This window comes from Paraburkholderia sp. SIMBA_054, from assembly GCF_046534875.1.
Taxonomy (GTDB): domain Bacteria; phylum Pseudomonadota; class Gammaproteobacteria; order Burkholderiales; family Burkholderiaceae; genus Paraburkholderia; species Paraburkholderia hospita.
In genome coordinates this window covers 81,581-102,887 of sequence record NZ_JAWRXV010000038.1, presented here as the reverse complement: position 1 = coordinate 102,887, position 21,307 = coordinate 81,581, and the positions used below count along the sequence as shown (strand labels likewise).

Genomic DNA, 21,307 nt, shown 5'->3' with positions numbered 1-21,307 from the left:
TACGGGGTACGATGCTTGCCCATAATCGGCACCTCCTTCTCCAAAGGATAGATGTCCGTTTTTCTGGGTCAACTTCACTTTTCTTTGCGGCGGCAAAGAAAAGCAGGTGCCGCCCCGCACAGGGGCGACGCGTGAACGGCCAACACCGTAACGCGGATGCCAGTGCAAAACACAAGCAAACCACCCAGCGTCGCAGACAAAACCAAAATCCAAACCCCAAAAAAGAAAAAGCCGCCCAAAGGACGGCCTCTTCCCGCTGAAAGCGAAAAAAACTTACTTCGCGTTAGCCAGTGCAACCGCCGTATCCAACATGCGGTTCGAGAAACCCCACTCATTGTCGTACCAGCTCGACACCTTCACCAGGCGGCCCGACACCTTGGTCAGCGTCGCATCGAACGTCGACGAAGCCGGGTTATGGTTGAAGTCGATCGAAACCAGCGGCGCCGTGTTATACCCGAGGATGCCCTTCAGCGCGCCTTCCGACGCTTCCTTCATGATCGCGTTCACTTCATCGACAGTCGTGTCGCGCTTGGCGATGAACGACAGATCGACGATCGACACGTTGATGGTCGGGACACGAATCGCGTAGCCGTCCAGCTTGCCGTTCAGTTCCGGCAACACAAGACCGACAGCCGATGCAGCACCCGTCTTCGTCGGGATCTGGCTATGCGTGGCCGAGCGCGCGCGGCGCAGGTCTTCGTGGTACACGTCGGTCAACACCTGGTCGTTCGTGTACGCGTGGATCGTGGTCATCAGACCCGTTTCCAGACCGATCTTGTCGTTCAGCGGCTTGACGAGCGGTGCCAGGCAGTTCGTCGTGCACGACGCGTTCGAGATGACCGTGTCCGACGCCTTCAGCACGTTGTGGTTCACGCCATAGACGATCGTCGCGTCGACGTCCTTGCCGCCCGGTGCCGAGATGATCACCTTCTTCGCGCCACCCTTGATGTGCGCGCTCGCCTTTTCCTTCGTCGTGAAGAAGCCCGTGCATTCCAGCACGACGTCGACGCCCAGCTCGCCCCACGGCAGTTCAGCCGGGTTGCGGTTGGCCAGCACGCGGATCTTGTCGCCGTTGACGATCAGGTTCTCGCCGTCGACGGTCACTTCGCCCGGGAACTTGCCGTGCGCCGTGTCGTACTGCGTCAGGTGCGCGTTGGTCTTGGCGTCGCCAAGATCGTTGATCGCGACGATCTCGAGGTCGTGCTTCTTGCCGTTTTCATAGAAGGCGCGCAGCGTATTGCGGCCGATCCGGCCATAGCCGTTGATTGCGACGCGAATCGTCATGTTCTATCTCCTGATGGCTGAAAAAATTCTTCCGTGATGCTTCGGCTGATGCGCAACGAGCCGTCACGCGCGCCGCCGAAACGCAGCGCGCATGACGCGGCGCGCAATTAGCCGAGTGCGGCCTTGGCCGTCTCGACAACCTTCTCGACGGTGAAGCCGAAATATTTGAACAGCACGCCGGCCGGCGCGGATTCGCCGAACACGTCAATACCGACGACGCCGCCTTCCAGGCCGACATACTTGCGCCAGAAGTCCGTCACGCCCGCTTCGATCGCGACGCGGCGCACGCCGTGCGGCAGCACGCGCTCGCGGTATTCGGCGTCCTGCTTGTCGAACGTGGTCGTCGACGGCATCGACACGACACGTGCCGCAATGCCTTCGCGCGCGAGCGCTTCGACCGACTTCACCGCCAGTTCGACTTCCGAACCCGTCGCGATCAGGATGATCTTGCGCGCCGGAATGTCCTCGTTCCAGTCCTTCAGCACATAGCCGCCCTTCGCGACATTCGCGATCTGAGCGTCAGTGCGCGGGTTGAACGCAAGGTTCTGGCGGCTGAAGATCAGGCACGACGGGCCTTGATGCTCAACAGCCTGCGTCCACGCAACCGCCGTTTCGACGGTATCCGCCGGACGCCATACCTGCATGTGCGGAATCAGGCGCAGGCTCGCGACATGTTCGATGGACTGGTGAGTCGGGCCGTCTTCGCCGAGGCCGATCGAGTCGTGCGTGAACACGAAGATGGACGGCGACTTCATTAGCGCGGCGACGCGCAGCGCGTTGCGGCTGTAGTCCGAGAACGTCAGGAACGTGCCACCGAACGCCTTGTGGCCGCCATGCACCGCGAGGCCGTTGATGGCCGCGCTCATGCCGAATTCGCGCACGCCGTAGTTGACGTAGTCGCCCGCCGCGCCGTGCTCGCCGACGCGCACGTACTTCGCCGCCTTCCAGTTGGTCAGGTTCGAGCCCGTCAGGTCAGCCGAGCCGCCGACCAGTTCCGGCAGCACGGCCGCGAGACCTTCGATAGCCTGCTGCGACGCCTTGCGGGTCGCGATGGTTTCAGCGCGCTCGTTCGCGCCGGCGATGATCGCCTGTGCCTTCTCCGCCCAGTCGGCGGGGAGCTTGTTCGCCATGCGGCGCTCGAAATCGGCGGCTTCCTGCGGGTATTTCGCGCGGTACGCGGCGAACTTGTCGTTCCATTCGCCTTCGATCTTCGCGCCCGTCTCCTTCGCGTCCCACGCTGCGTAGACTTCCGGCGGGATCACGAACGGCGGATAGTGCCAGCCGAGCTTCTCGCGTACGGCCGCGACTTCCTTTTCGCCCAGCGCCGCACCGTGCACGTCGTGCGTGCCGGCCTTGTTCGGCGAGCCCTCGCCGATCACGGTCTTGCAGCAGATCAGCGTCGGCTTGTCCGACTGTTTCGCCTTCTGGATCGCGGCGTCTACGGCGTCGACGTCGTGACCGATCACGCCCGGAATCACGTTCCAGCCATATGCCTCGAAGCGCTTCGGCGTGTCGTCGCGGAACCAGTGAATGACTTCACCGTCGATCGAAATGCCGTTGTCGTCGTAGAACGCGATCAGCTTGTTCAGCTTCAGCACGCCCGCCAGCGAACAGGCTTCGTGCGAAATGCCTTCCATCAGGCAGCCGTCACCGAGGAACACATACGTGTGGTGATCGACGATCTTCGCGTCAGGCTTGTTGAATTCGTTCGCGAGCAGCGACTCGGCAAGCGCCATGCCGACCGAGTTCGCCAGACCCTGGCCGAGCGGGCCCGTGGTCGTCTCGACGCCCGGCGTCATGCCGTACTCGGGATGGCCCGGCGTCTTCGAGTGCATTTGGCGGAAGTTCTTCAGCTCTTCGATCGGCAGGTCGTAGCCCGTCAGATGGAGCAGCGAGTACAGCAGCATCGAGCCGTGACCGTTCGACAGCACGAAGCGGTCGCGATCGGACCAATGCGGGTTTGTCGGGTTGTGACGCAGGTGCCGCGACCACAGCGCAACACCAATCTCGGCCATGCCCATCGGCATACCCGGGTGACCGGAGTTCGCTTGTTGAACGGCATCCATGGCGAGCGCGCGGATCGCGTTGGCCATCAGGGAGGTGGGTGCGGGAGACGAGGTCGTCATGTCGATTCCGGAGAATGGTCCAAAAAGCGGAGGCGCCGTTGATGGTCCGGAAGCCCGGCGGCCAGTCTGCTTCGGCGCACGGTGCGGCGCCGGGAGACGCGAGGCGGGCAGAGCAAACGGACAGGGCTGCAAAGCGGGATATTCTAACAGATAGCCGGCCGCGTCTTCGGCCATAGGACGGGCGTTTCGGAGCGATCCGGCGCGCATGGACGCCCGGCCGGCGCACGCTGCGGAAGGCGGTCGCGGCGCCATGCGGCCTGGATCTGCGGCCTGCTTGCGCGTGCTTGATCACTCGCAATCTTCAGAACTTTGCGGCGCTGTCTGAATCCTTCTGTGTGCTAACGCGATTTACGAATCCGCAACGCCAGCGCAATCCGCGCGAGTTTCGTAGCACGATCCTGCGAAAATCCGCAGACGCTGAACGCTGGAAATATCGCCACGCGCTTCATTATTCGCCGTTCGTCGCGCATCCAGCGATAAACTAAGCCGATTCTTAGAGCGTTAGCTTTGGGAGTGCTGCAAAATTCATCGCTTCTTCGGCACTGGCCGCCGCAAGGCAACACTGGTAGCGAAGGCGATGGCATGACGACCCACTGCTTCAGGAGAGTTCGATGACTGCCTCACGCCCAGCCGGAGTGCCGTGGCTGACGCCGTATCTGACCGTCCGCGATGCGCGCACCTCGATCGCGTTTTTCGAGGCGGCGCTTGGTTTCCGGGTCAGGGACAGCGTGCATGACGACGGCGCCGTCATGCACGTTGAGATGACGTATCAGGATCAATTGATCGTAATGTTCGCCCCGGAGGGCGCGTTCGGCTCGACAGCGAGAACGCCGAAAAGCGCGGCCATGACGGCACCCCAATCGTTTTACCTTTATGTCGACGATGTCGACACGGTCTATGCGCGGGCCATTGCGGCCGGCGCCAGGTCGCTGAGCGAACCGCAAGATCAGTTCTGGGGCGATCGTTTTGCCCAGATCGAAGATCTCGACGGCTACCGCTGGGCGTTAGCCTGCCACCTGTCTTGAATGAATGAGAACTTTCCTTATGCCTCGCTTCTTCGTCGGCACCCCGTTCAAAACCGACGACATCGTTTCCCTGCCGGATGAAGTCAATCGGCACGTGCGCGTCCTGCGTCTGCAGCCGGGCGACACCGTGAGCCTGTTCAACGGCACTGGCGGCGAGTACGGCGCCGAAATCGTCGATATGGATCGACATGGAACCATCGTGCGGATTGGCCCGTTCCGCGACGTCGAGGCTGAGCCGCCCTACCAGTTGACGCTCGCGCAGGGTATCGCCGGCAGCGACAAGATGGACTGGCTGATCGAAAAGGCGACCGAACTCGGCGCGTCCGAATTCGTGCCGCTCACGACCACGCGTAGCGTCGTGCGCCTCTCCGGCGAGCGCGCGCAACGCCGACAGGTTCACTGGCAGCGGATCGTGCAGGCGTCGTGCGAGCAGTGCGGGCGCAACCGCCTGCCCGAAGTGATGCCGACACGCGAACTCGCCACGTGGCTCAGTTCGATGCCGAAGCAGCCCGCCGACGGCGAGTTGCGCCTGCTGCTTTCGCCGCGCGCGAGCGTGCCCTTCTCCGCCCTGCCCAGCGAGCCGCCGACAGTTCGGGCGCTGGTACTGGTCGGCCCGGAAGGCGGCTTTTCGGCTGCCGAAGAAGCGGCGGCGGCGGGCCACGGCTTCACGTCCGTCGGTCTCGGCCCACGCGTCCTGCGTACCGAGACAGCGGGGATCGCCGTGCTGTCCGCGCTGGCTGCGCGCTGGGGCGGCTGGTAAGCAGCGCGTCTCACGGCACCTTCGTCCGAAAGGAAGCCCACGTAACAATGCAAAAGGCCCGCCAATCGGCGGGCCTTTCTTATTACAGATCAAACACTCAGGCGAACGAGTAAAACACCCGGAACGCCACCTTGCGCTCCGCCCAGAATTCCGCCGCTTCGCGGAACACGTCGAGCAGCGTCTCGCGTGCTTCCTTGTCGAATTTGATCGCGATAGGCAGCGCTTCGAGCACGATGACGAATCCCGGTTGCGAGCCAGCCTTGTGAACGAGATCGGTCAGCGAGTCGTATAGCGCGTCGTAATTCTTGCCGAAATGCTTCGGAAACAGGAACGACGTCGCAATGGTCTCCATCACTTCCTGCTTCGACTGGGCATTGCCCACAAATGCATAGAGGAAATGCTGACCGAGCCGACCCGCTTCGTCGGCGAGATCCTGCACGCGGAACGCGCGGATCGACTGCACGATGTTCGGTCGTACGGTCTGGAAAAGACTCATGCGCTCCTCTTCCGATGAAAGGCCCGTACTGGCTTCGTTCTGGACGTCACGGACCTGGCCGGCATCGCGCATCTGCATGACGCGCTGGAACATATTGCCGTCGCCGGCCGCGAGAAAATCCGTCGCGACTTTCGAGTCGTGCGCGTAGACGTTGTCGCTCATGCCGATTATCCCGATGTCATTCAATAATGCGATTAAAACTGGCGTAGTGGTCGTCTGAGTAAAAGCAATTGGTGGTCCGCCTGAGCGGCCCCCCACAGACTATGCGGCGTGCGCCGCGATCGCGGGCGCCTGGCGTGGGAACGGTGTATTCGTGGTAATAGCCGCGCCGGTGCGGCGGCAGCAACCGCTCACGATTGCCGAATACGACGCCGTCCTTCTCATACGGATAAGGCCCGCCAGCTGCAATCAAGTTCAATGTCCTGACGGCTTGCGGCGGCAATTGCGCCACCGCGATCGTGCCTCCGGCCTGTCCCTGCTGCGCTTCCCGGGCCCAGCCGCCTGCCGGAAAACCGCCGGCAAAACCTCCAAGCGTCAAGGCGGCGATCAGCACGCCGTCGCGGAGCCACTTGCGTGCCATGAGTCCAGGATTCCCGCGTTAACTAACGAGTTTGACGACCATGTAGGGTAGCCCCCTTTCCTTTCGGATCAGGGGCCCCCTAAGAACTGTACGTGCGAGTTTCCCCGCATACAGCTCAAGCCTACATGCAAAATCCCGCTTATAGCAGAACCGGCTTAGTCACCGCAAGTTTACCAGCATGTACCTGGCGGTGGCAGTCCGGGTGAAGCAACACTCGATTGGAAATAGCGTCTGACCCGCCCAGCATCCGATACGTCAAATGATGATCATGCCAACCCGTTTCTTCCGTCAAGGCCTGTTCGCAGTGCGCACAAAGTCCGTTCTGCGACATGTACAGCGAGACCCATTGTTTGCGGTAGCGCTTGGAAAGCCACATCCGCTCCTGACGCAGCGTCTCACCGTATTGCTCCCATCTGACATCGAAGGGATTGTATTCACCCGCTACTTTCTTGGTCCGCCGAACCGGCGTACTACTCGGCCGGAACAATTCCAGCAACCAAGTACTGCCATCGTCTTCCGCTATCGGCGCGCCGAATACCCACGTCCGTTTGCCAACTGTGTGAAAGTACTTCTTTCGCACCCAGCTGGCATTCTTCTGTGGATGCCGGCGCCTGCACCACCGCCAGAGCCTCTTGAAAATCAGATGCTCCATGCGGCTGTACGCCTGCTTGGCCACAACGGGGCTGTGATACTGCGCCCAGCCTCGCAACATCGGATTCAACAGAAGGATCAGACCTTCCTGAGTCGCCTCCTTGTTGCCACTGATCGTTTCCGCCACCTTGCGATAGAACGCTTTCACGTTCTTCTTGCTTGGCTTGATGAGCAGCTTTCCGGAATACTTCCGGAAATTCCACCCCAGGAAGTCGAAGCCGTCATCAATGTGAGTGACCCGCGTTTTCTCCTCCGATAGTCGCAGTCCTCGAACGTCAAGGAATGCTTCCACCCAAGGTTTCACCTCGTTTTCCAGCAACTCCTTCGAATTGCCAGTGATCACGAAGTCATCCGCGTATCGCACCACATTCACTTTCAGCTTCGAGGCTTTAACCACTCCGTACCGGGCACGAAGGTGCTTCAGTAGTTCGGGTTCAAGCCCGTTCAGCGTCACGTTAGCAAGCGTCGGGGAGATGATCCCTCCCTGCGGCGTACCGGCCTCAGTCGCCTGCAGCTGACCCTTGTAAATCAGGCCAGCCTTCAACCACTTCCGCAGGATCTCCGCGTCCATAGGGACGTGGTTCTCCAGCCAGTCGTGGTTGATGTGGTCAAAGCAGCCCTTGATATCTGCTTCCAGTATCCATTGGGCCGAGGCCTTCTTGGACGTGCAAACAAATATCTGACTCTTCGCGTCGGCCGTCGAGCGGTTAAGCCTGAACCCATATGAGTTCGGGTCGCTCGTCGATTCCGACACCGGCTCCAATGCCAGCAGATACAGAGCCTGCATCGCCCTGTCCCGCATGGTCGGGATACCCAGAGGGCGCTCCTTCCCATTGGCCTTGGGGATAAAGACCCTCCGTAGTGGCAGGGGTCTGTATCCACGCCGCTTCAACCTGCCGACAGCTTCCCATCGGCTTTCAGGCGAATCCCATAGCTCGCGATCGACTCCCGCCGTTCGCGCACCCTGGTTTTGCGTAACACGTCGTACCGCATACAGCTTTGCGGACAACGTGCGGGTCAGCATCCGTTGCAGAGTTTTCACCCTGCGCCAATCGCTTTCCCGCGTCGCCTTCGCAATTCGAATCTGCATCCCTCTCACGTTCCGTTCAACCCGACGCCAATCGACGGCGTGCCAGTTGTTCGGCGCGTGGGAAAGCGCAGATCCATCCTTTCGGACAGATACTCTCATGCTGCTCTCCTGCTCGATGAAGTGAAACCCGAGCGGAGACCAGACCACCCCTTGCGGGAGCGATCTGCTCCCGCAAGGGGGTTAAAAACGTACGTTGATGGTCCGGAAGCCCATCAACAATCACTTTCCAGCCGAGGGTAGTCAGCCATCTTGCGACGGTAGACCAGACGGAAGTCTGCCCGCTTATCGCGTGAGGTAATGTCTCAACCCCTATCCGGACCATTACAGCCCGGCATTCGCTTTCTCCGTCCTCCCATACCCGCACCGTCAACAGCGTTCCTTGCGGTCCGCCTGCCAGCCATCCTGCACTGGCAACGATACGGGCTTACCACGTTCCCGGCATGTCACACGACTGACGTAGGTCCCACCTATTCCCCGGCGGTCTGTTGGCGACGTAACCCGAACTTTCAGCGGGGTAACCGACCGCACACCATTTTGGTTAGTGCCCAGCAGCAGTTGGCACTTTCCTTATCACGAGGTTTATCAGTGATTCACATACGTTGACCATATCAGCCAGCCTAGCTCCGAATCCCCTGCTGCTGAGGATTACCAGACGGGTACCTCGCGGCACTCGCCTGCCCGAAACGTCCGGGGGCTTCATTGTCAGAAGAGCTTCACACCCCACCGTTGCCAGTGGCGCATGTCTTCTTAGGCTACTGCTAGTCGCATAGCAGGTTCTCTGCTTCGCTCCTACATCTCGCGAAGGCGAACAATGACACGCCGAGCTTTGCGCTCGACTTGTGCCGAACCACGTCCAAACTCGGACGCAGGTATCACATACTCCAATCCGCTTGGTTAGCGGAGTTGAAGCCGCTAACTGGGCGGAACCTGACGGTAATCAGGTCAATGCAATCAAATTGACCGGCGCGGACGCCGACCAATATTCACGGCAGCGATTCCTAGCAAGCAGCACTAGGTTTCGCTTACTTCACAGGGGTGGCATCAAGGTGCCACGCATATGGGACGGCTTTCGCCGTCCAGTCGATGCGACGCGTGTCGCACGAAAGTCGTAAGGGTATCGCTAATGTCTTTTGGAATCAACGTTCATTGGTAGGACGAAAGGACGTCCAGGCGAAACCGGCAGAGCGCCGACGCCAGATATGACACATTTTGACAGAGGTTTTAGCCCAGGTGAGATAAAGTTATCTCCGAGGCAAGATGTTGGACGACGTTCATGCCTCGTCGTCCGGACAGTTCGCACAACGGATTCATGTCACGCGTCTGCCTTTTTGCGGGATGGCTAATCCCCAGCCATTGCTCGAAGGCGTGCCCATTGCGGGCACGCCTCTTTTTTTGCCTGCGCGGGCTAAAAACCAACAGCCCGCGCCGAAACAACGACAGATTTAACGCGTTGCGGTCACATCGGCGACCAGCAGCGCCGTCATGTTGACGATCCGGCGAACCGTCGCCGACGGCGTCAGCACGTGCACCGGCTGCGCCGCGCCAAGCAGGATCGGCCCGATCGCGATGTTGTTGCCGGCCGCCGTCTTCAGCAGGTTGTACGAGATGTTGGCGGCGTCGATGTTCGGCAGCACCAGCAGGTTCGCGTCGCCTTCCAGCGTCGAATCCGCGAGGATTTCCTTACGCAGGTTCGCGTCGAGTGCCAGATCGCCGTGCATCTCGCCGTCCACCTGCAGATGCGGCGCGCGTTCCTGCAAGATAGCCAGTACATCGCGCATTTTCTGTGCAGAAGGCGCATTGCTCGTGCCGAAGTTCGAGTGCGACAGCAGCGCGATCTTCGGTTCGATACCAAAGCGCCGCACTTCTTCCGCCGCCATGATCGTGATCTCGGCCAGTTCTTCCGCCGTCGGATCGACGTTCACGTGCGTATCGACGAGGAAAATCTGGCGGTTCGGCAGCACCAGCGCGTTCATCGCCGCATAGACTTTCGCGCCTTCCTTCTTGCCGATCACCTGATCGATGAAGTGCAGGTGGCGGTGGGTCGTGCTGACCGTGCCGCAGATCATGCCGTCGGCGTGGCCCTTCTTCACCAGCATCGAGCCGATCAACGTCGTGCGGCGGCGCATTTCCAGCTTCGCCATCTGCTCGGTGAAGCCCTTGCGCGACATCATCTTGTGATACGTCTGCCAGAAGTCACGGTAGCGTTCGTCGTGGTCGGTGTTGACGATCGTGTAGTCCTGGCCATTCACGAGACGCAGGCCGAATTTCGCAATACGTTGCTCGATCACAGCCGGACGGCCAATCAGGATCGGCTTCGCCAGCTTTTCGTCGACAGCGATCTGCACCGCGCGCAGCACGCGCTCTTCCTCGCCTTCCGCGAACACGATGCGCTTCTTCTCCGGCTCGACGCCGCGCGCCAGCTGGAAGATCGGCTTCATCGTCGTACCGCTGTGGTAGACGAACTGCTGCAGATGCTGCTTGTACGCCTCCATGTCCTCGATCGGACGCGTGGCGACGCCCGAATCCATCGCAGCCTGCGCGACAGCGGGCGCAATCTGGACGATCAGGCGCGGATCGAAAGGCTTCGGAATCAGATATTCCGGACCGAATGACAGGTCCTGAATGCCGTAAGCCGTCGCGACGATGTCAGATTGTTCCTGGCGCGCCAGTTCCGCGATCGCATTGACCGCGGCGATTTCCATTTCCTTCGTGATGACCGTCGCGCCGACGTCAAGCGCGCCGCGGAAGATAAACGGAAAGCACAGGACGTTGTTGACCTGGTTCGGATAGTCGGTGCGGCCCGTCGCGATCACGGCGTCGGGGCGCACTTCCAGCGCGAGTTCCGGTAGGATTTCCGGCGTCGGGTTGGCGAGCGCGAGAATCAGCGGCTTGTCGGCCATCTGCTTGACCATGTCCTGCTTGAGCACGCCGCCCGCCGACAGGCCGAGGAACACATCCGCCCCGCCCATCACTTCCGACAGCGTGCGCGCGTCCGTCTCGCGCGCGAAACGCTCCTTGTCCGGGTCCATCAGTTCCGTGCGGCCCTTGTAGACGACACCGGCCAGGTCGGTCACGTAGATGTTCTCGATCGGCATGCCGAGATCGACCAGCAGGCTCAGACACGCCAGCGACGCCGCGCCCGCGCCCGATGCGACCAGCTTCACTTCCTTGATGCTCTTGCCAACCACCTTCAAGCCGTTCGAAACGGCCGCCGCGACGACGATCGCCGTGCCGTGCTGGTCGTCGTGGAAGACGGGAATCTTCATGCGCTTGCGGCATTCACGCTCGACGATGAAGCAGTCCGGCGCCTTGATGTCTTCAAGGTTGATGCCGCCGAAGGTCGGCTCGAGCGCCGCGATCACCTCGACCAGCTTGTGCGGGTCCGATTCGTTCAGCTCGATGTCGAACACGTCGATACCGGCGAACTTCTTGAACAGCACGGCCTTGCCTTCCATGACCGGCTTCGACGCGAGTGGCCCGATGTTGCCGAGGCCGAGCACCGCGGTGCCGTTGGACACGACGCCGACCAGGTTGCTGCGCGCCGTGAAGCGCGCCGCATTCAGCGGGTTTTCGACGATCGCCTCGCACGCGAACGCAACGCCTGGCGAGTACGCCAGCGCGAGGTCGCGCTGGTTGATCATCTGCTTCGTCGGGGCAATCGCGATCTTCCCGGGGGTCGGGAATTCGTGATAATCGAGAGCGGCTTCACGGAGTTTGGTATTGACGGGAGTCGACATAAGCGGACTTGGAAGTGCGGATTAGAATAGATGTTCGATCGCATTGTAGCGCCAATCCCAAAAGTCGAACCCTGCAATCCGGGTGCAAGTGCCGCGACCGAAACAACGTGAAAGGAAAGCACATCGTTTTGTCGGGTTCCGCGCCGCGACTACAATGCGCGCCTTTAGCGTCGTGTTAGCTTCGATTAGCGTTTCTTGAGCGCATCCATCCACCCGCTTCCACCGTCTTTCGCACTCGTACGCCTTATTTATGCTTTCAGAGTTTTCGCTGATCGACCGCTTCTTCGCGCGCCGCGCGTCGGGTTCGACATACCCGCAGCGCGCTGTCCTTGGCATCGGTGACGATTGCGCGCTGCTCGCGCCACCCGCTGGCGAGATGCTCGCCATATCGACGGACATGCTGGTCGAAGGCCGCCACTTCTTTCCCGACGTCGATCCGAAGGCGCTCGGTCACAAGGCGCTCGCTGTCAATCTGTCGGACCTCGCGGCGATGGGCGCGAAGCCGCAGGCGTTCACGCTCGCGTTCTCGCTGCCGAAAGCCGACGCCGACTGGCTGTCCGCGTTCAGCGACGGCCTCTTCGATCTCGCCGAGCGCCACGGCTGCGAACTGGTCGGCGGCGATACGACGGGCGGGCCGCTGAATCTGTGCATCACCGTGTTCGGCTCGGTGCCGCCGCAGAGCGCACTGCGCCGCGACGCCGCGCAACCTGGCGACGACATCTGGGTATCCGGCACACTGGGCGACGCGCGCGCGAGCCTCGGCGTGCAACGCGGCGAGTGGTCCGCCGATGCCAACGACGCTGCGACATTCCGCCGCGCCATGGAGCTGCCCGAGCCGCGCGTCGCGCTGGGCCTCGCGTTGCGCGGGGTGGCGCGGGCCGCGCTGGATATTTCCGACGGCCTGGCGGGCGACCTGATGCACATCCTCGAACGCTCGCATGTGAACGCGACCGTCGACGCCGACGCGCTGCCACGCTCGGACGCGCTGCGCCGCCTCTCTACGGACATCCAGCGCCGCTGCACGATCGCGGGCGGCGACGATTACGAGTTGTGCTTCACCGCGCCGCCGTCCGCGCGCGCTGAAGTCGTTGCAGCGGGTCAACAGGCGCGTTTGCCCGTGACGCGCGTCGGTACAATAACTCCGCTCGATGCGGCCGGCGCCGTGCCCGCGATCTCTTGGCACGACGCGTCAGGCGCTCCACTTACATTGACGTTGCAAGGCTTCGATCATTTCCATGCAGAATGAATCCTCGCTTGGCCCGGCCGGCAGTTTCTCCGACGCGCCAACAGGCGGACAGCCCGGCCCATCCGGCGGCACACCCGACGGCAAGCCTGAAGGAGCGTCGAACGGCGAACCGCGTGCACCGCGGCCCCGCCGCGCGACCGCGCGCTTCATGCTGTCACATCCATTGCATATCTTGTCGCTGGGTTTCGGCAGCGGCCTGTCGCCGATTGCGCCCGGCACGTTCGGCACACTGTTCGCCTGGGCATCGTTTGCTGCGTTCAGTGCGCAGCTGACCGTCATCGAATGGGGCATTCTGATCGTCGTCGGTTTCGTCGCGGGAATCGGCATTTGCGGCTTCACCGCGAACCGGCTCGGCATTGAAGATCCGTCGCCCGTCGTGTGGGACGAGATCGTCGCGTTCTGGCTGGTGCTGCTGATGGTGACGCCCGCCACCTTCACGGGACAGCTGTGGGCGTTCATCGTCTTCCGCTTCTTCGACATGGTGAAACCGCCGCCCATCCGTTATTTCGACCGCAGACTGAAAGGTGGCTTTGGCATCATGTTCGACGATCTCGTCGCGGCATTCTTCACGTTGCTCGTGATTGCGCTGTGGCGGATGTCGGTCTGATCGTTTCCTGCGTTTCCCTTACCCCGAGTCCAGCATGGCTACCGATTCCGTCGTTCACCAACTCGCCATTCGCGCCGGCAATCGTCTGCGCGACGAGCGGCTGATGCTTGCCACGGCTGAATCCTGCACGGGCGGCATGGTCGCGACGGCCATCACCGATATTTCCGGCAGCAGCGGATGGTTCGAGCGCGGCTTCGTCACGTACTCGAATCAGGCCAAGAGCGAGATGATCGGCGTGCCGCCCGATCTCATCGAAAAGCACGGCGCCGTGTCCGAGCCCGTTGCGCGGGCGATGGTCGAAGGGGCGTTGCGGAATTCCCGCGCGCAGGTTGCGCTGTCAATTACGGGTGTGGCGGGCCCCGGCGGCGGCACCGAGACAAAGCCGGTCGGAATGGTGTGCTTCGGATGGAGCAACCGACTGCATACCGTCGTCGAGACGCTGGTGTTCAAGGGCGACCGCGAGCGCGTGCGCGTGCAGGCCGCGACGCACGCATTGCGCGGGCTGTTGACCTTGCTCGACGAGCGGGAGCGCTGAGCTTTACGGTTCTCAACTACAGCAGACAATCATGGCCCGTCACATCGACCGCGATGAACTGATTCGCCGCTTCGATCTCCAGCCACATCCCGAAGGCGGGTTCTTTCGCGAGACATACCGTTCGCCCGATTCGATCCGCCGCGAAGGTTCCGCCGATTCCCGCTCCGCCTCCACGGCGATCTACTACCTGCTTTGCGACGGCGCGCACTCTGCGTGGCACCGCATTCAGTCGGACGAAGTCTGGCATTTCTACGCCGGCGATCCGCTCAACGTCTATGTGCTGGAAGACGACGGCTTGCTCACCGTTCATCGTCTGGGTAACGCGCTCGAACATGCCGACTGCGTGTTTCAGTCCGTTGTGGCGTCTGGCCGTTGGTTCGCCGCGCAATGCGACGACGCGGCGAGCGTTGCGCTCGTCGGCTGCACGGTCGCGCCGGGCTTCGAGTTCAGCGAGTTCGAGATTGCGGATGTCGACGCGTTGGTGCGCGAGTATCCGCAGCATCGGGATCTCGTCGCGAAGCTTGGGCCGGTCGGCCCTTGACCGGCACCGGCCTTCCCAGCATAAAAGCTGCGCTTTAACGAAACGCGTTGATTCGGTCGCGCGTATCCTTCGCGGCCTGCGCGGCGGCTTCGACCCAATCGTCGCCCTTGCCCGCGTACAGAATCGCACGCGACGAATTGATCAGCATGCCCGCGCCCGCTGCCGTGCGGCCCGCCCGAACCGTCGCTTCGACATCGCCGCCTTGCGCGCCGATACCTGGAATCAGCAGCGGCATGTCGCCGACAATGCCGCGCACCACTTCGATTTCCTTCGGGAACGTCGCGCCGACCACCAGACCCAGCTGGCCCTTCGCGTTCCACTTTTCCGCCGCGAGCCGCGCGACCGTCTGATACAGCGGACGGCCTTCCGTCTCCAGAAACTGCAGGTCCGAGCCGCCCGGATTCGACGTCCGGCACAGCACGATCACGCCCTTGCCGTCGTGCTCCAGATACGGCTCGATCGAATCGAAGCCCATGTACGGATTCACGGTGACGGCATCGGCGCGATAACGGTCGAACGCTTCGCGCGCGTACTGCTCGGCCGTGCTGCCGATATCGCCGCGCTTCGCGTCCAGAACCACGGGCAGACCCGGATGCTTCAGGTGAATGTGCGCGATCAGCTGCTCGAGCTGCTCTTCGGCGCGATGCGCGGCGAAGTAGGCAATTTGCGGCTTGAACGACGATGCGTAAGGCGCTGTTGCGTCGACGATCCTCTTGCAGAAATCGAAGATCGCGTCAGAACGGTTGGCGTACGCGCCGGGAAACCTGGTCGGCTCGGGATCGAGGCCGACGCACAGCAGCGAATTCGTCGTGTGCCATGCGTGGTCGAGCGTCTGGATGAATGTGGACATAGGAAATCTCGCGGCGCGCGGGTAACGGATGAGCCGCGTATTTTACTCGCGCGGCGCATTGCGGGCCGCATCCGCGATCGGCCCGCTTCGGCTGCCCGCCCTTACTGCCCCGGCCTTGCTACCCGCGCTTCGTCGCGTGCCCACCCGCCATCGCGCGCAGTCCTGTGCGCTCGACCGCGAAGCTGAACGAGCGCGCAAGCCGCTGGCCGCGCGCGAGCATCGTCATGCCGTTGTCGGCGGCACCGCCCGGCAGGTTCATCGCGTTGATCGGGTGATCGACGGGTTCGAAGCAGAAAAAGTCCTTCGACGTCGGCGTGTAGAGAATGTAGTACTCGGTGCTCGACGACATCGTCAGCGACAGGCGGCGCTTCGGCCACACGACCGTCGCATGTCCGCTCCAGCCGGTGAACGCGTGATTGACGAGCGAACGCGGCAACGGATACGCAACGCCGAACTGCCATGCGGGCGGCACAGGCACATGGCGCACGGGCAGCCAGTCTTCGTCCGACAGCCACAAGCCCGCCGCGGCCGCCGACAGTTGCGTGTCGGCATCGCGCACCAGAAACGGATGCACGCCGAGGCCGAACGGCATCGCTTCGCGGCCGGTGTTTTCGACTTCGAGCGTGATGACAAGCGTCGAACCATCGAGCGCATAAGTCTGCGTCGCGCGATACGCGTACGGCTTGCCGTCGCGACGGTCGAGCGTCAGTGTGAGGTTTTCGGCGTCAGAGGCCGCGATGGTCCAGTTCGCGAGCCAGCCGTCGCCGTGAATCGGCAGCGGCTCGCCCGAGCGGTTGCACGGCACGTCGATCGCGCGCTCGCCGAGCATGAATTGTCCGCCGCCGATCCGGTTCGAATACGGCAGCAGCGAGTAGCACGCGAGGTCGTTCGCGTCGGTGTCCGCATCGACATGACGGCAGCGCCGGAACACGGGCACGAGCGTGCCTTCGTTGCGAAAGTCGAAGCGCGTGATTCCGCCGCCGAGCGACGGCGCCACATCGAGCCGCAGCAGCGAATTGGCGAGCGTCACGCACGCGACGTCGGCGGCGCTTCCCGCGCCGACCGCCACCGCGGACGTACTCGGCCCGGCCAGCACCGGCTGCACGGTGGCCGCGAGCCGGGCACGGCGCGCGCGGGATTGTGGAGAAGATGGGACAGCAGAATTCGCGACAGTCATATCACACTCCCACGAGAGGCATCGGACGGCATGATCGGCGCATCGGAGAACAGATGGCTGCTTGTGCGGGCGGCACGTCGTCGCGGCCGCCTCCTGAGTTTTGTTGCGCGCCCCAAATCTGACTGCCTTTGGGGCGTGGACTACCTTGCTTCGGATACTGCGAAGATGTTTTAGTTCGCTTGCGTTACGCTCCGCGCTTCGCCGCGGGCGATCCCTTGAACACCGGCTCCGGCAAACCGCGCCGGCCCTGCGTCGCGACATACACGCCGCCGGCGCGCGTATCGCCCGCCAGCGCCTGCGCATCGAGCCCGACGCGCGCGCTCGTCACATACAGCGTGCCGAGTTGCGCGCCGCCCAGCGCGACACAACTGGGCTGCACGGTCGGCACGTCGACGCGCTCCGTCTCCACGCCGCTCGCGTCGTAGCGCACCACGCGCCGTCCGCCCCACTGCGCATTCCACAGGCCGCCTTCGCTATCGACCGTCGAACCGTCAGGCTCGCCCGTCTTGTCGGTCAGCTTCACGAACAGCCGCTCGTTCGCGACGCCGCCGTCCGCGAGGTAATCGCACGCGCGGATTTCGAGCGTCGGCGAATCGCAGAAGTACATCGTCGCGCCGTCGGGGCTGAACGCGATACTGTTCGAAATCGCGGGCGAAGGCAATGCCAGACGTTCGAGCGACAGATCATGATTCAGCCGGTAAAACCCGCCGATCGCCTGCACCGGCGACGCTTCATCCTTCGTGCCGAACACGAAGCGTCCCTGGCGATCGCAGCGCCCGTCATTGACGCGCGTGTTCATGCCCGGCTCGACCTCGACGATCGACTCGATCTCGCTCGTTGCAAGGTCGAAGAAAGCCAGCCGCGATGCGAGACCCAACAGCATGTAATGCGGATCGGCGCACAACGCGAAAGTCGACAGCCGCTCCGGCATGCGCCAGAACGTGCTGCGGCCATCGCGCGGATCGTAACGCCAGAGCCGCGCGCCTTCAATATCCGTCCAGTAGAAAAGGCCGCTGCGCGCGTCCCACGTTGCGCCTTCGCCCAGCGTGCATTTCGAATCGACCAGCAATGCAGCCTGAACGTTGGTGATCGTGTCGCTCATGCCCAGCCTCCATCGACGATGATGTCCTGCGCGGTGATCATGCGGCTGTCGTCGGCGGCGAGGAACAGCGCCATCCGCGCGAGGTCGTCGGGCAGCAGCTCGGCGTCGATGCACTGGCCTTGCTTGATCGCGAGACGCCCGGCGTCGTCGAGCCACAAGCGCTTTTGCTTGTCCGTCATCACCCAGCCCGGCACCAGCGCGTTCACGCGAATGCCGAAGTGGCCGAGATCGCGCGCGAGTCCCTTCGTCAGTCCCTGTACAGCCGACTTCGCCAGCGTGTACACGGGATAGCCGCCATTCTTCAGCATCCAGCTGATCGAGCCGAGATTGATGATCGAGCCGCGCTGCGCCGCCTTCATGTCGTCGGCGACGGCTTGCGCTGCGAAGAACTGGTGACGGATATTGACGGCGATACCTGCGTCGAACGATTCGGGCGTCACGTCTTCGATCTTGTGGCGCTTGTCGTTCGCCGCGTTGTTCACCAGCACTTCAATCGGGCCGAGCGCCGCGCGCACGTCGGCGATCGCCTTCTTCAGCGCGTCGATGTCGGTCAGATCGACTCGCAGAAAAAGCGGCTTGTGACGCGAATCGCCGAGTTGATCGGCGAGCGCGTCGCCCGCCGTTTCGTCGATATCGAAGAACGCGACGCGCGCGCCCTGCGCCACGAAATGCTCGACGAACGATGCGCCGATGCCCGTCGCGCCGCCCGTGATCAGCACCGTGCGATCCACGAGGCTCGGATAGCGCGCGTAGACGCCCTGTTCTTCACGCGCGTTCGCGCAGGCGGGAGACGACATCGTTCGGTTTCCTTCTTCTGGCGTTGAGCGTTAAGAGAAATCAGTCGCTAATCAGTCACGCGAACCGCGATTCTTCAACTGGTCCAGCAGCACCGCCGCGAGCAGGATCGCACCGCGCACGAGGTACTGATAGAACGCGTCGATGTTCATCAGGTTCATCACGTTTTCGACGGTGCCCATGATCAGCACGCCGATCACGACGCCCGAAATCGTCGCGCGGCCGCCGAGCAGCGACACGCCGCCCAGCACGCACGCCGAAATCACGTTCAGCTCGAAGCCTTCGGCAGCGTTCGGCTGACCCGACGTGATACGCGACGCGAGAATCACACCCGCCAGCGCCGTCACCGCGCCCTGAATCAGGAAGATGTAGACGCGCGTGCGCTCGACGTTGATACCGGCGAGACGCGACGCTTCCGGATTGCCGCCGATCGCCAGCGTATTGCGGCCGTACACCGTCGAATTCAGCATCACGCCGAACACGATGAAGCACACCAGCGTCACCCAGATGGGCAGCGACACGCCGAACATCGACAGGCTGCCGAGCGCGATGAACGTATCCGACGACACGCCCACAGCCTGACCGTGCGACACGATGAAGCCGAGGCCGCGCACGATTTCCATCGTCGCGAGCGTCGTGATCAGCGCGTTGATGCGCAGATACGCGATCACCGCGCCGTTGACGAAGCCGATCACCGAACCCGCGACAACGGCGGCGATGATCGCGATGAACGTGTTACCCGTCGCGTTGAGCACCATTGCGCACAACACGCCGGCAAAGGCGACTGTCGAGCCGATGGACAGGTCGAAGTCACGCGACGCGAGACAGAACATCATCGTGCACGCGACCATGCCGATCTGCGAAATCGACAGCGCGAGACCGAGCATGTTCTCGATCGAGAAGAAGTGATCGACGGTCAGCGACATCGTGATGAACATCACGACGAAGATCACGATCAGGCTGTATTCCGTGATCTGCTGCCACCACTTCTGCTTGTCGTTGGCTTGCGGGATCAGCGCTTCAGCGGCGCTCTTGGCGGCCTGTTGCGCGAGGTTTTCTCTGGCTTGCATTTGGTTCACTCCTCCCGTTCCCCACGGGTTACAGGACTGTTGTAGATCCTGTCAGTTACAGATGTCTTGCGGTTTTCGTTTCACCCGGCCGGCGCGCGTACGCGTTCAGGCCGCCTGCGCCGTCGTCGAGCTCTTCGGCAGCGCGAGGTTCAGCACCGATTGCTCGGTGGCGGCGCTGCGCGGCAGTTCGCCCGAAATGCGCCCCTGGCGCATCACGAGAATCCGGTCGGACACGCCCAGCACTTCCGGCAGTTCCGACGAAATCATCACGATCGCGCAGCCGCGCTGGGCCAACTCGTAAATCACGTTATAAATTTCGTGCTTCGCGCCGACGTCGATGCCGCGCGTCGGCTCGTCGAGAATCACGACGCGCAGATCCGGCTCGGCCAGCCAGCGCGACAGAATCGCCTTCTGCTGGTTGCCGCCCGACAGAAAACGGATCTTCTGGCGGCGGCTCGGCGTCTTGATCTTCAGCAGCTTGATGAAGCGGTCAGCCGTTTCGGCTTCCTTCTTGCGATCGAGAAACAGCCCCGCCTTCAGATAATGACGGCGACAGCTGATATTGATGTTCTCCGCTACTGAAGCAATCGCGACGATGCCTTCTTCCTTGCGGTCTTCCGGGCACAGCACGATGCCCTGGCGGATCGCTTCGCCGGCGCTCTTCACCTTGATCGGCTTGCCGTCGAGCACCAGTTCGCCGCCCTTCTTCGGATCGTCGCCGTAGATCAGGTGCATCAGTTCGCTGCGGCCCGCGCCCACCAGCCCGAAGAAGCCGACGATCTCGCCGCGCCGCACCTCGAAACTGGCCGGTTCCGTCAGCGGGCGGCCTTCGATGTTCTTCACCGAGAAGCGCACTTCGCCGAGTTCACGCGGCCGGTAGCCGTAGATGTCCGAGATTTCGCGGCCGACCATTTCGGCCACGATCGTGTCGCGGCTCACGCCTTCAAGCGTCGGATGGGACGCGACCTTGCGGCCGTCGCGGAAAATCGTGCACGCGTCGCACAGCTGATAGATCTCGTCCATCCGGTGCGAGATGTAGATCAGCGCGCGGTTGTCGGCGCGCAGATTGCGCACCAGCTTGAACAGCACTTCCGTTTCGCGGTGCGACAGCGAGCTGGTCGGCTCGTCGAGCGCGATCACGCGAGCGTTGCGCATCAGCGCCTTGCAGATTTCGACCATCTGGCGTTGCGCGATCGACAGCTTGCGCAGCTTCGCATTCGGATCGAGATCCACGCCCATCGCCGCGAGCTGCTCGCGCACATAGCGCTTGGCATCGGCCTTCTTCACGAAGCCGACCGTGTTCGGCAAGCGGCCGAGCAGCAGGTTCTCCGCTACCGTCAGATCGGGCACGTACTGCAGTTCCTGGTGAATCACCGCAATGCCCGAACCAATCGATGCGCCCGCACTTGCAAAACGCACTTCGTTGCCGTCGATCATCACGCGGCCGGAATCCGGCTGATATTCACCGCCGAGAATCTTCAGCAGGGTCGATTTCCCTGCGCCGTTTTCGCCCATCAGGCCATGCACCTGGCCGGCGTGCACGTCGAAAGAGATGCCGTCGAGCGCACGCACGCCTGGAAACACCTTGCCGATATTGTCAAAACGCAGCGTCGCTGACACTTTGCCTCCTGTTAC

The 21,307-nt window shown here is 62.4% G+C and carries 19 protein-coding genes; 7 read left to right on the top strand and 12 right to left on the bottom strand.

Going from position 1 to position 21,307, the window contains the following annotated elements:
* Window positions 1-260, top strand: a 260-nt coding sequence (locus SB822_RS35835) for a hypothetical protein (protein ID WP_410856751.1), incomplete at its 5' end; no start/stop codon positions are given.
* Between the two features lie 13 nt (window positions 261-273).
* Here SB822_RS35835 and gap read toward each other — a convergent pair.
* Window positions 274-1,284 (bottom strand): type I glyceraldehyde-3-phosphate dehydrogenase, encoded by a 1,011-nt coding sequence (gap, locus tag SB822_RS35830; RefSeq protein ID WP_007742450.1) that lies wholly within the window; start codon window positions 1,282-1,284, stop codon window positions 274-276.
* A 107-nt stretch (window positions 1,285-1,391) separates the two neighbouring features.
* Window positions 1,392-3,410 (bottom strand): transketolase, encoded by a 2,019-nt coding sequence (tkt, locus tag SB822_RS35825; protein ID WP_007742452.1) that lies wholly within the window; start codon window positions 3,408-3,410, stop codon window positions 1,392-1,394.
* Between the two features lie 611 nt (window positions 3,411-4,021).
* Here tkt and SB822_RS35820 point away from each other — a divergent pair.
* Window positions 4,022-4,435, top strand: coding sequence for a VOC family protein (locus SB822_RS35820; protein ID WP_007742454.1), 414 nt, complete (start codon window positions 4,022-4,024; stop codon window positions 4,433-4,435).
* A 19-nt stretch (window positions 4,436-4,454) separates the two neighbouring features.
* Window positions 4,455-5,195: a 16S rRNA (uracil(1498)-N(3))-methyltransferase gene (locus SB822_RS35815; RefSeq protein WP_007742459.1), complete on the top strand. Its 741-nt coding sequence runs from the start codon at window positions 4,455-4,457 to the stop codon at window positions 5,193-5,195.
* A gap of 97 nt (window positions 5,196-5,292) precedes the next feature.
* Here the strand turns inward: SB822_RS35815 and SB822_RS35810 are convergent, their stop codons facing one another.
* The 4 genes from SB822_RS35810 to SB822_RS35795 form a co-directional block, all read right to left on the bottom strand.
* The gene (locus tag SB822_RS35810) at window positions 5,293-5,853 is read right to left on the bottom strand and encodes a barstar family protein (protein WP_007742464.1); all 561 of its coding nucleotides are present in this window, start codon (window positions 5,851-5,853) and stop codon (window positions 5,293-5,295) included.
* A gap of 16 nt (window positions 5,854-5,869) precedes the next feature.
* Window positions 5,870-6,271, bottom strand: a complete 402-nt coding sequence (locus tag SB822_RS35805) for a ribonuclease (protein WP_007742465.1) — start codon at window positions 6,269-6,271, stop codon at window positions 5,870-5,872.
* A gap of 139 nt (window positions 6,272-6,410) precedes the next feature.
* Window positions 6,411-8,111: a group II intron reverse transcriptase/maturase gene (gene ltrA, locus SB822_RS35800; RefSeq protein WP_090835941.1), complete on the bottom strand. Its 1,701-nt coding sequence runs from the start codon at window positions 8,109-8,111 to the stop codon at window positions 6,411-6,413.
* A gap of 1,343 nt (window positions 8,112-9,454) precedes the next feature.
* Entirely contained in the window at window positions 9,455-11,749 is a 2,295-nt protein-coding gene (locus SB822_RS35795; RefSeq protein ID WP_009771056.1) for an NADP-dependent malic enzyme, read from the bottom strand.
* Between the two features lie 250 nt (window positions 11,750-11,999).
* Between SB822_RS35795 and thiL the strand changes: the two genes are divergently transcribed.
* The 4 genes from thiL to SB822_RS35775 are packed head-to-tail and all read left to right on the top strand — an operon-like array spanning window position 12,000 to window position 14,678.
* Window positions 12,000-12,995, top strand: a complete 996-nt coding sequence (gene thiL / locus SB822_RS35790; protein WP_410856750.1) for a thiamine-phosphate kinase — start codon at window positions 12,000-12,002, stop codon at window positions 12,993-12,995.
* Entirely contained in the window at window positions 12,985-13,602 is a 618-nt protein-coding gene (locus SB822_RS35785; protein WP_007743602.1) for a phosphatidylglycerophosphatase A, read from the top strand. Before thiL ends, SB822_RS35785 begins: the two co-directional genes overlap by 11 nt.
* Before the next feature lie 34 nt (window positions 13,603-13,636).
* Window positions 13,637-14,137 (top strand): CinA family protein, encoded by a 501-nt coding sequence (locus tag SB822_RS35780; RefSeq protein ID WP_007743603.1) that lies wholly within the window; start codon window positions 13,637-13,639, stop codon window positions 14,135-14,137.
* A 31-nt stretch (window positions 14,138-14,168) separates the two neighbouring features.
* Window positions 14,169-14,678, top strand: coding sequence for a cupin domain-containing protein (locus SB822_RS35775; RefSeq protein WP_410856749.1), 510 nt, complete (start codon window positions 14,169-14,171; stop codon window positions 14,676-14,678).
* Between the two features lie 34 nt (window positions 14,679-14,712).
* Here the strand turns inward: SB822_RS35775 and pyrF are convergent, their stop codons facing one another.
* The 6 genes from pyrF to araG form a co-directional block, all read right to left on the bottom strand.
* Window positions 14,713-15,528 carry an orotidine-5'-phosphate decarboxylase gene (gene pyrF / locus SB822_RS35770; RefSeq protein ID WP_410856748.1) on the bottom strand — a complete coding sequence of 272 codons (816 nt, stop codon included), beginning with the start codon at window positions 15,526-15,528 and terminating at the stop codon, window positions 14,713-14,715.
* 118 nt (window positions 15,529-15,646) lie between these two features.
* The gene (locus tag SB822_RS35765; RefSeq protein ID WP_410856747.1) at window positions 15,647-16,705 is read right to left on the bottom strand and encodes an aldose 1-epimerase; all 1,059 of its coding nucleotides are present in this window, start codon (window positions 16,703-16,705) and stop codon (window positions 15,647-15,649) included.
* 184 nt (window positions 16,706-16,889) lie between these two features.
* Window positions 16,890-17,807, bottom strand: a complete 918-nt coding sequence (locus SB822_RS35760; protein ID WP_007743607.1) for an SMP-30/gluconolactonase/LRE family protein — start codon at window positions 17,805-17,807, stop codon at window positions 16,890-16,892.
* Window positions 17,804-18,604: an SDR family NAD(P)-dependent oxidoreductase gene (locus tag SB822_RS35755; RefSeq protein ID WP_007743608.1), complete on the bottom strand. Its 801-nt coding sequence runs from the start codon at window positions 18,602-18,604 to the stop codon at window positions 17,804-17,806. The genes SB822_RS35760 and SB822_RS35755 overlap by 4 nt, the downstream gene beginning before the upstream one ends.
* A 51-nt stretch (window positions 18,605-18,655) precedes the next feature.
* Complete coding sequence (gene araH / locus SB822_RS35750) at window positions 18,656-19,672, bottom strand: L-arabinose ABC transporter permease AraH (RefSeq protein ID WP_007743609.1); 1,017 nt, start codon at window positions 19,670-19,672, stop codon at window positions 18,656-18,658.
* Window positions 19,673-19,777: 105 nt separating this feature from the next.
* Window positions 19,778-21,292 carry an L-arabinose ABC transporter ATP-binding protein AraG gene (gene araG, locus SB822_RS35745; protein ID WP_410856746.1) on the bottom strand — a complete coding sequence of 505 codons (1,515 nt, stop codon included), beginning with the start codon at window positions 21,290-21,292 and terminating at the stop codon, window positions 19,778-19,780.
* Between the last annotated feature and the right edge of the window lie 15 nt (window positions 21,293-21,307).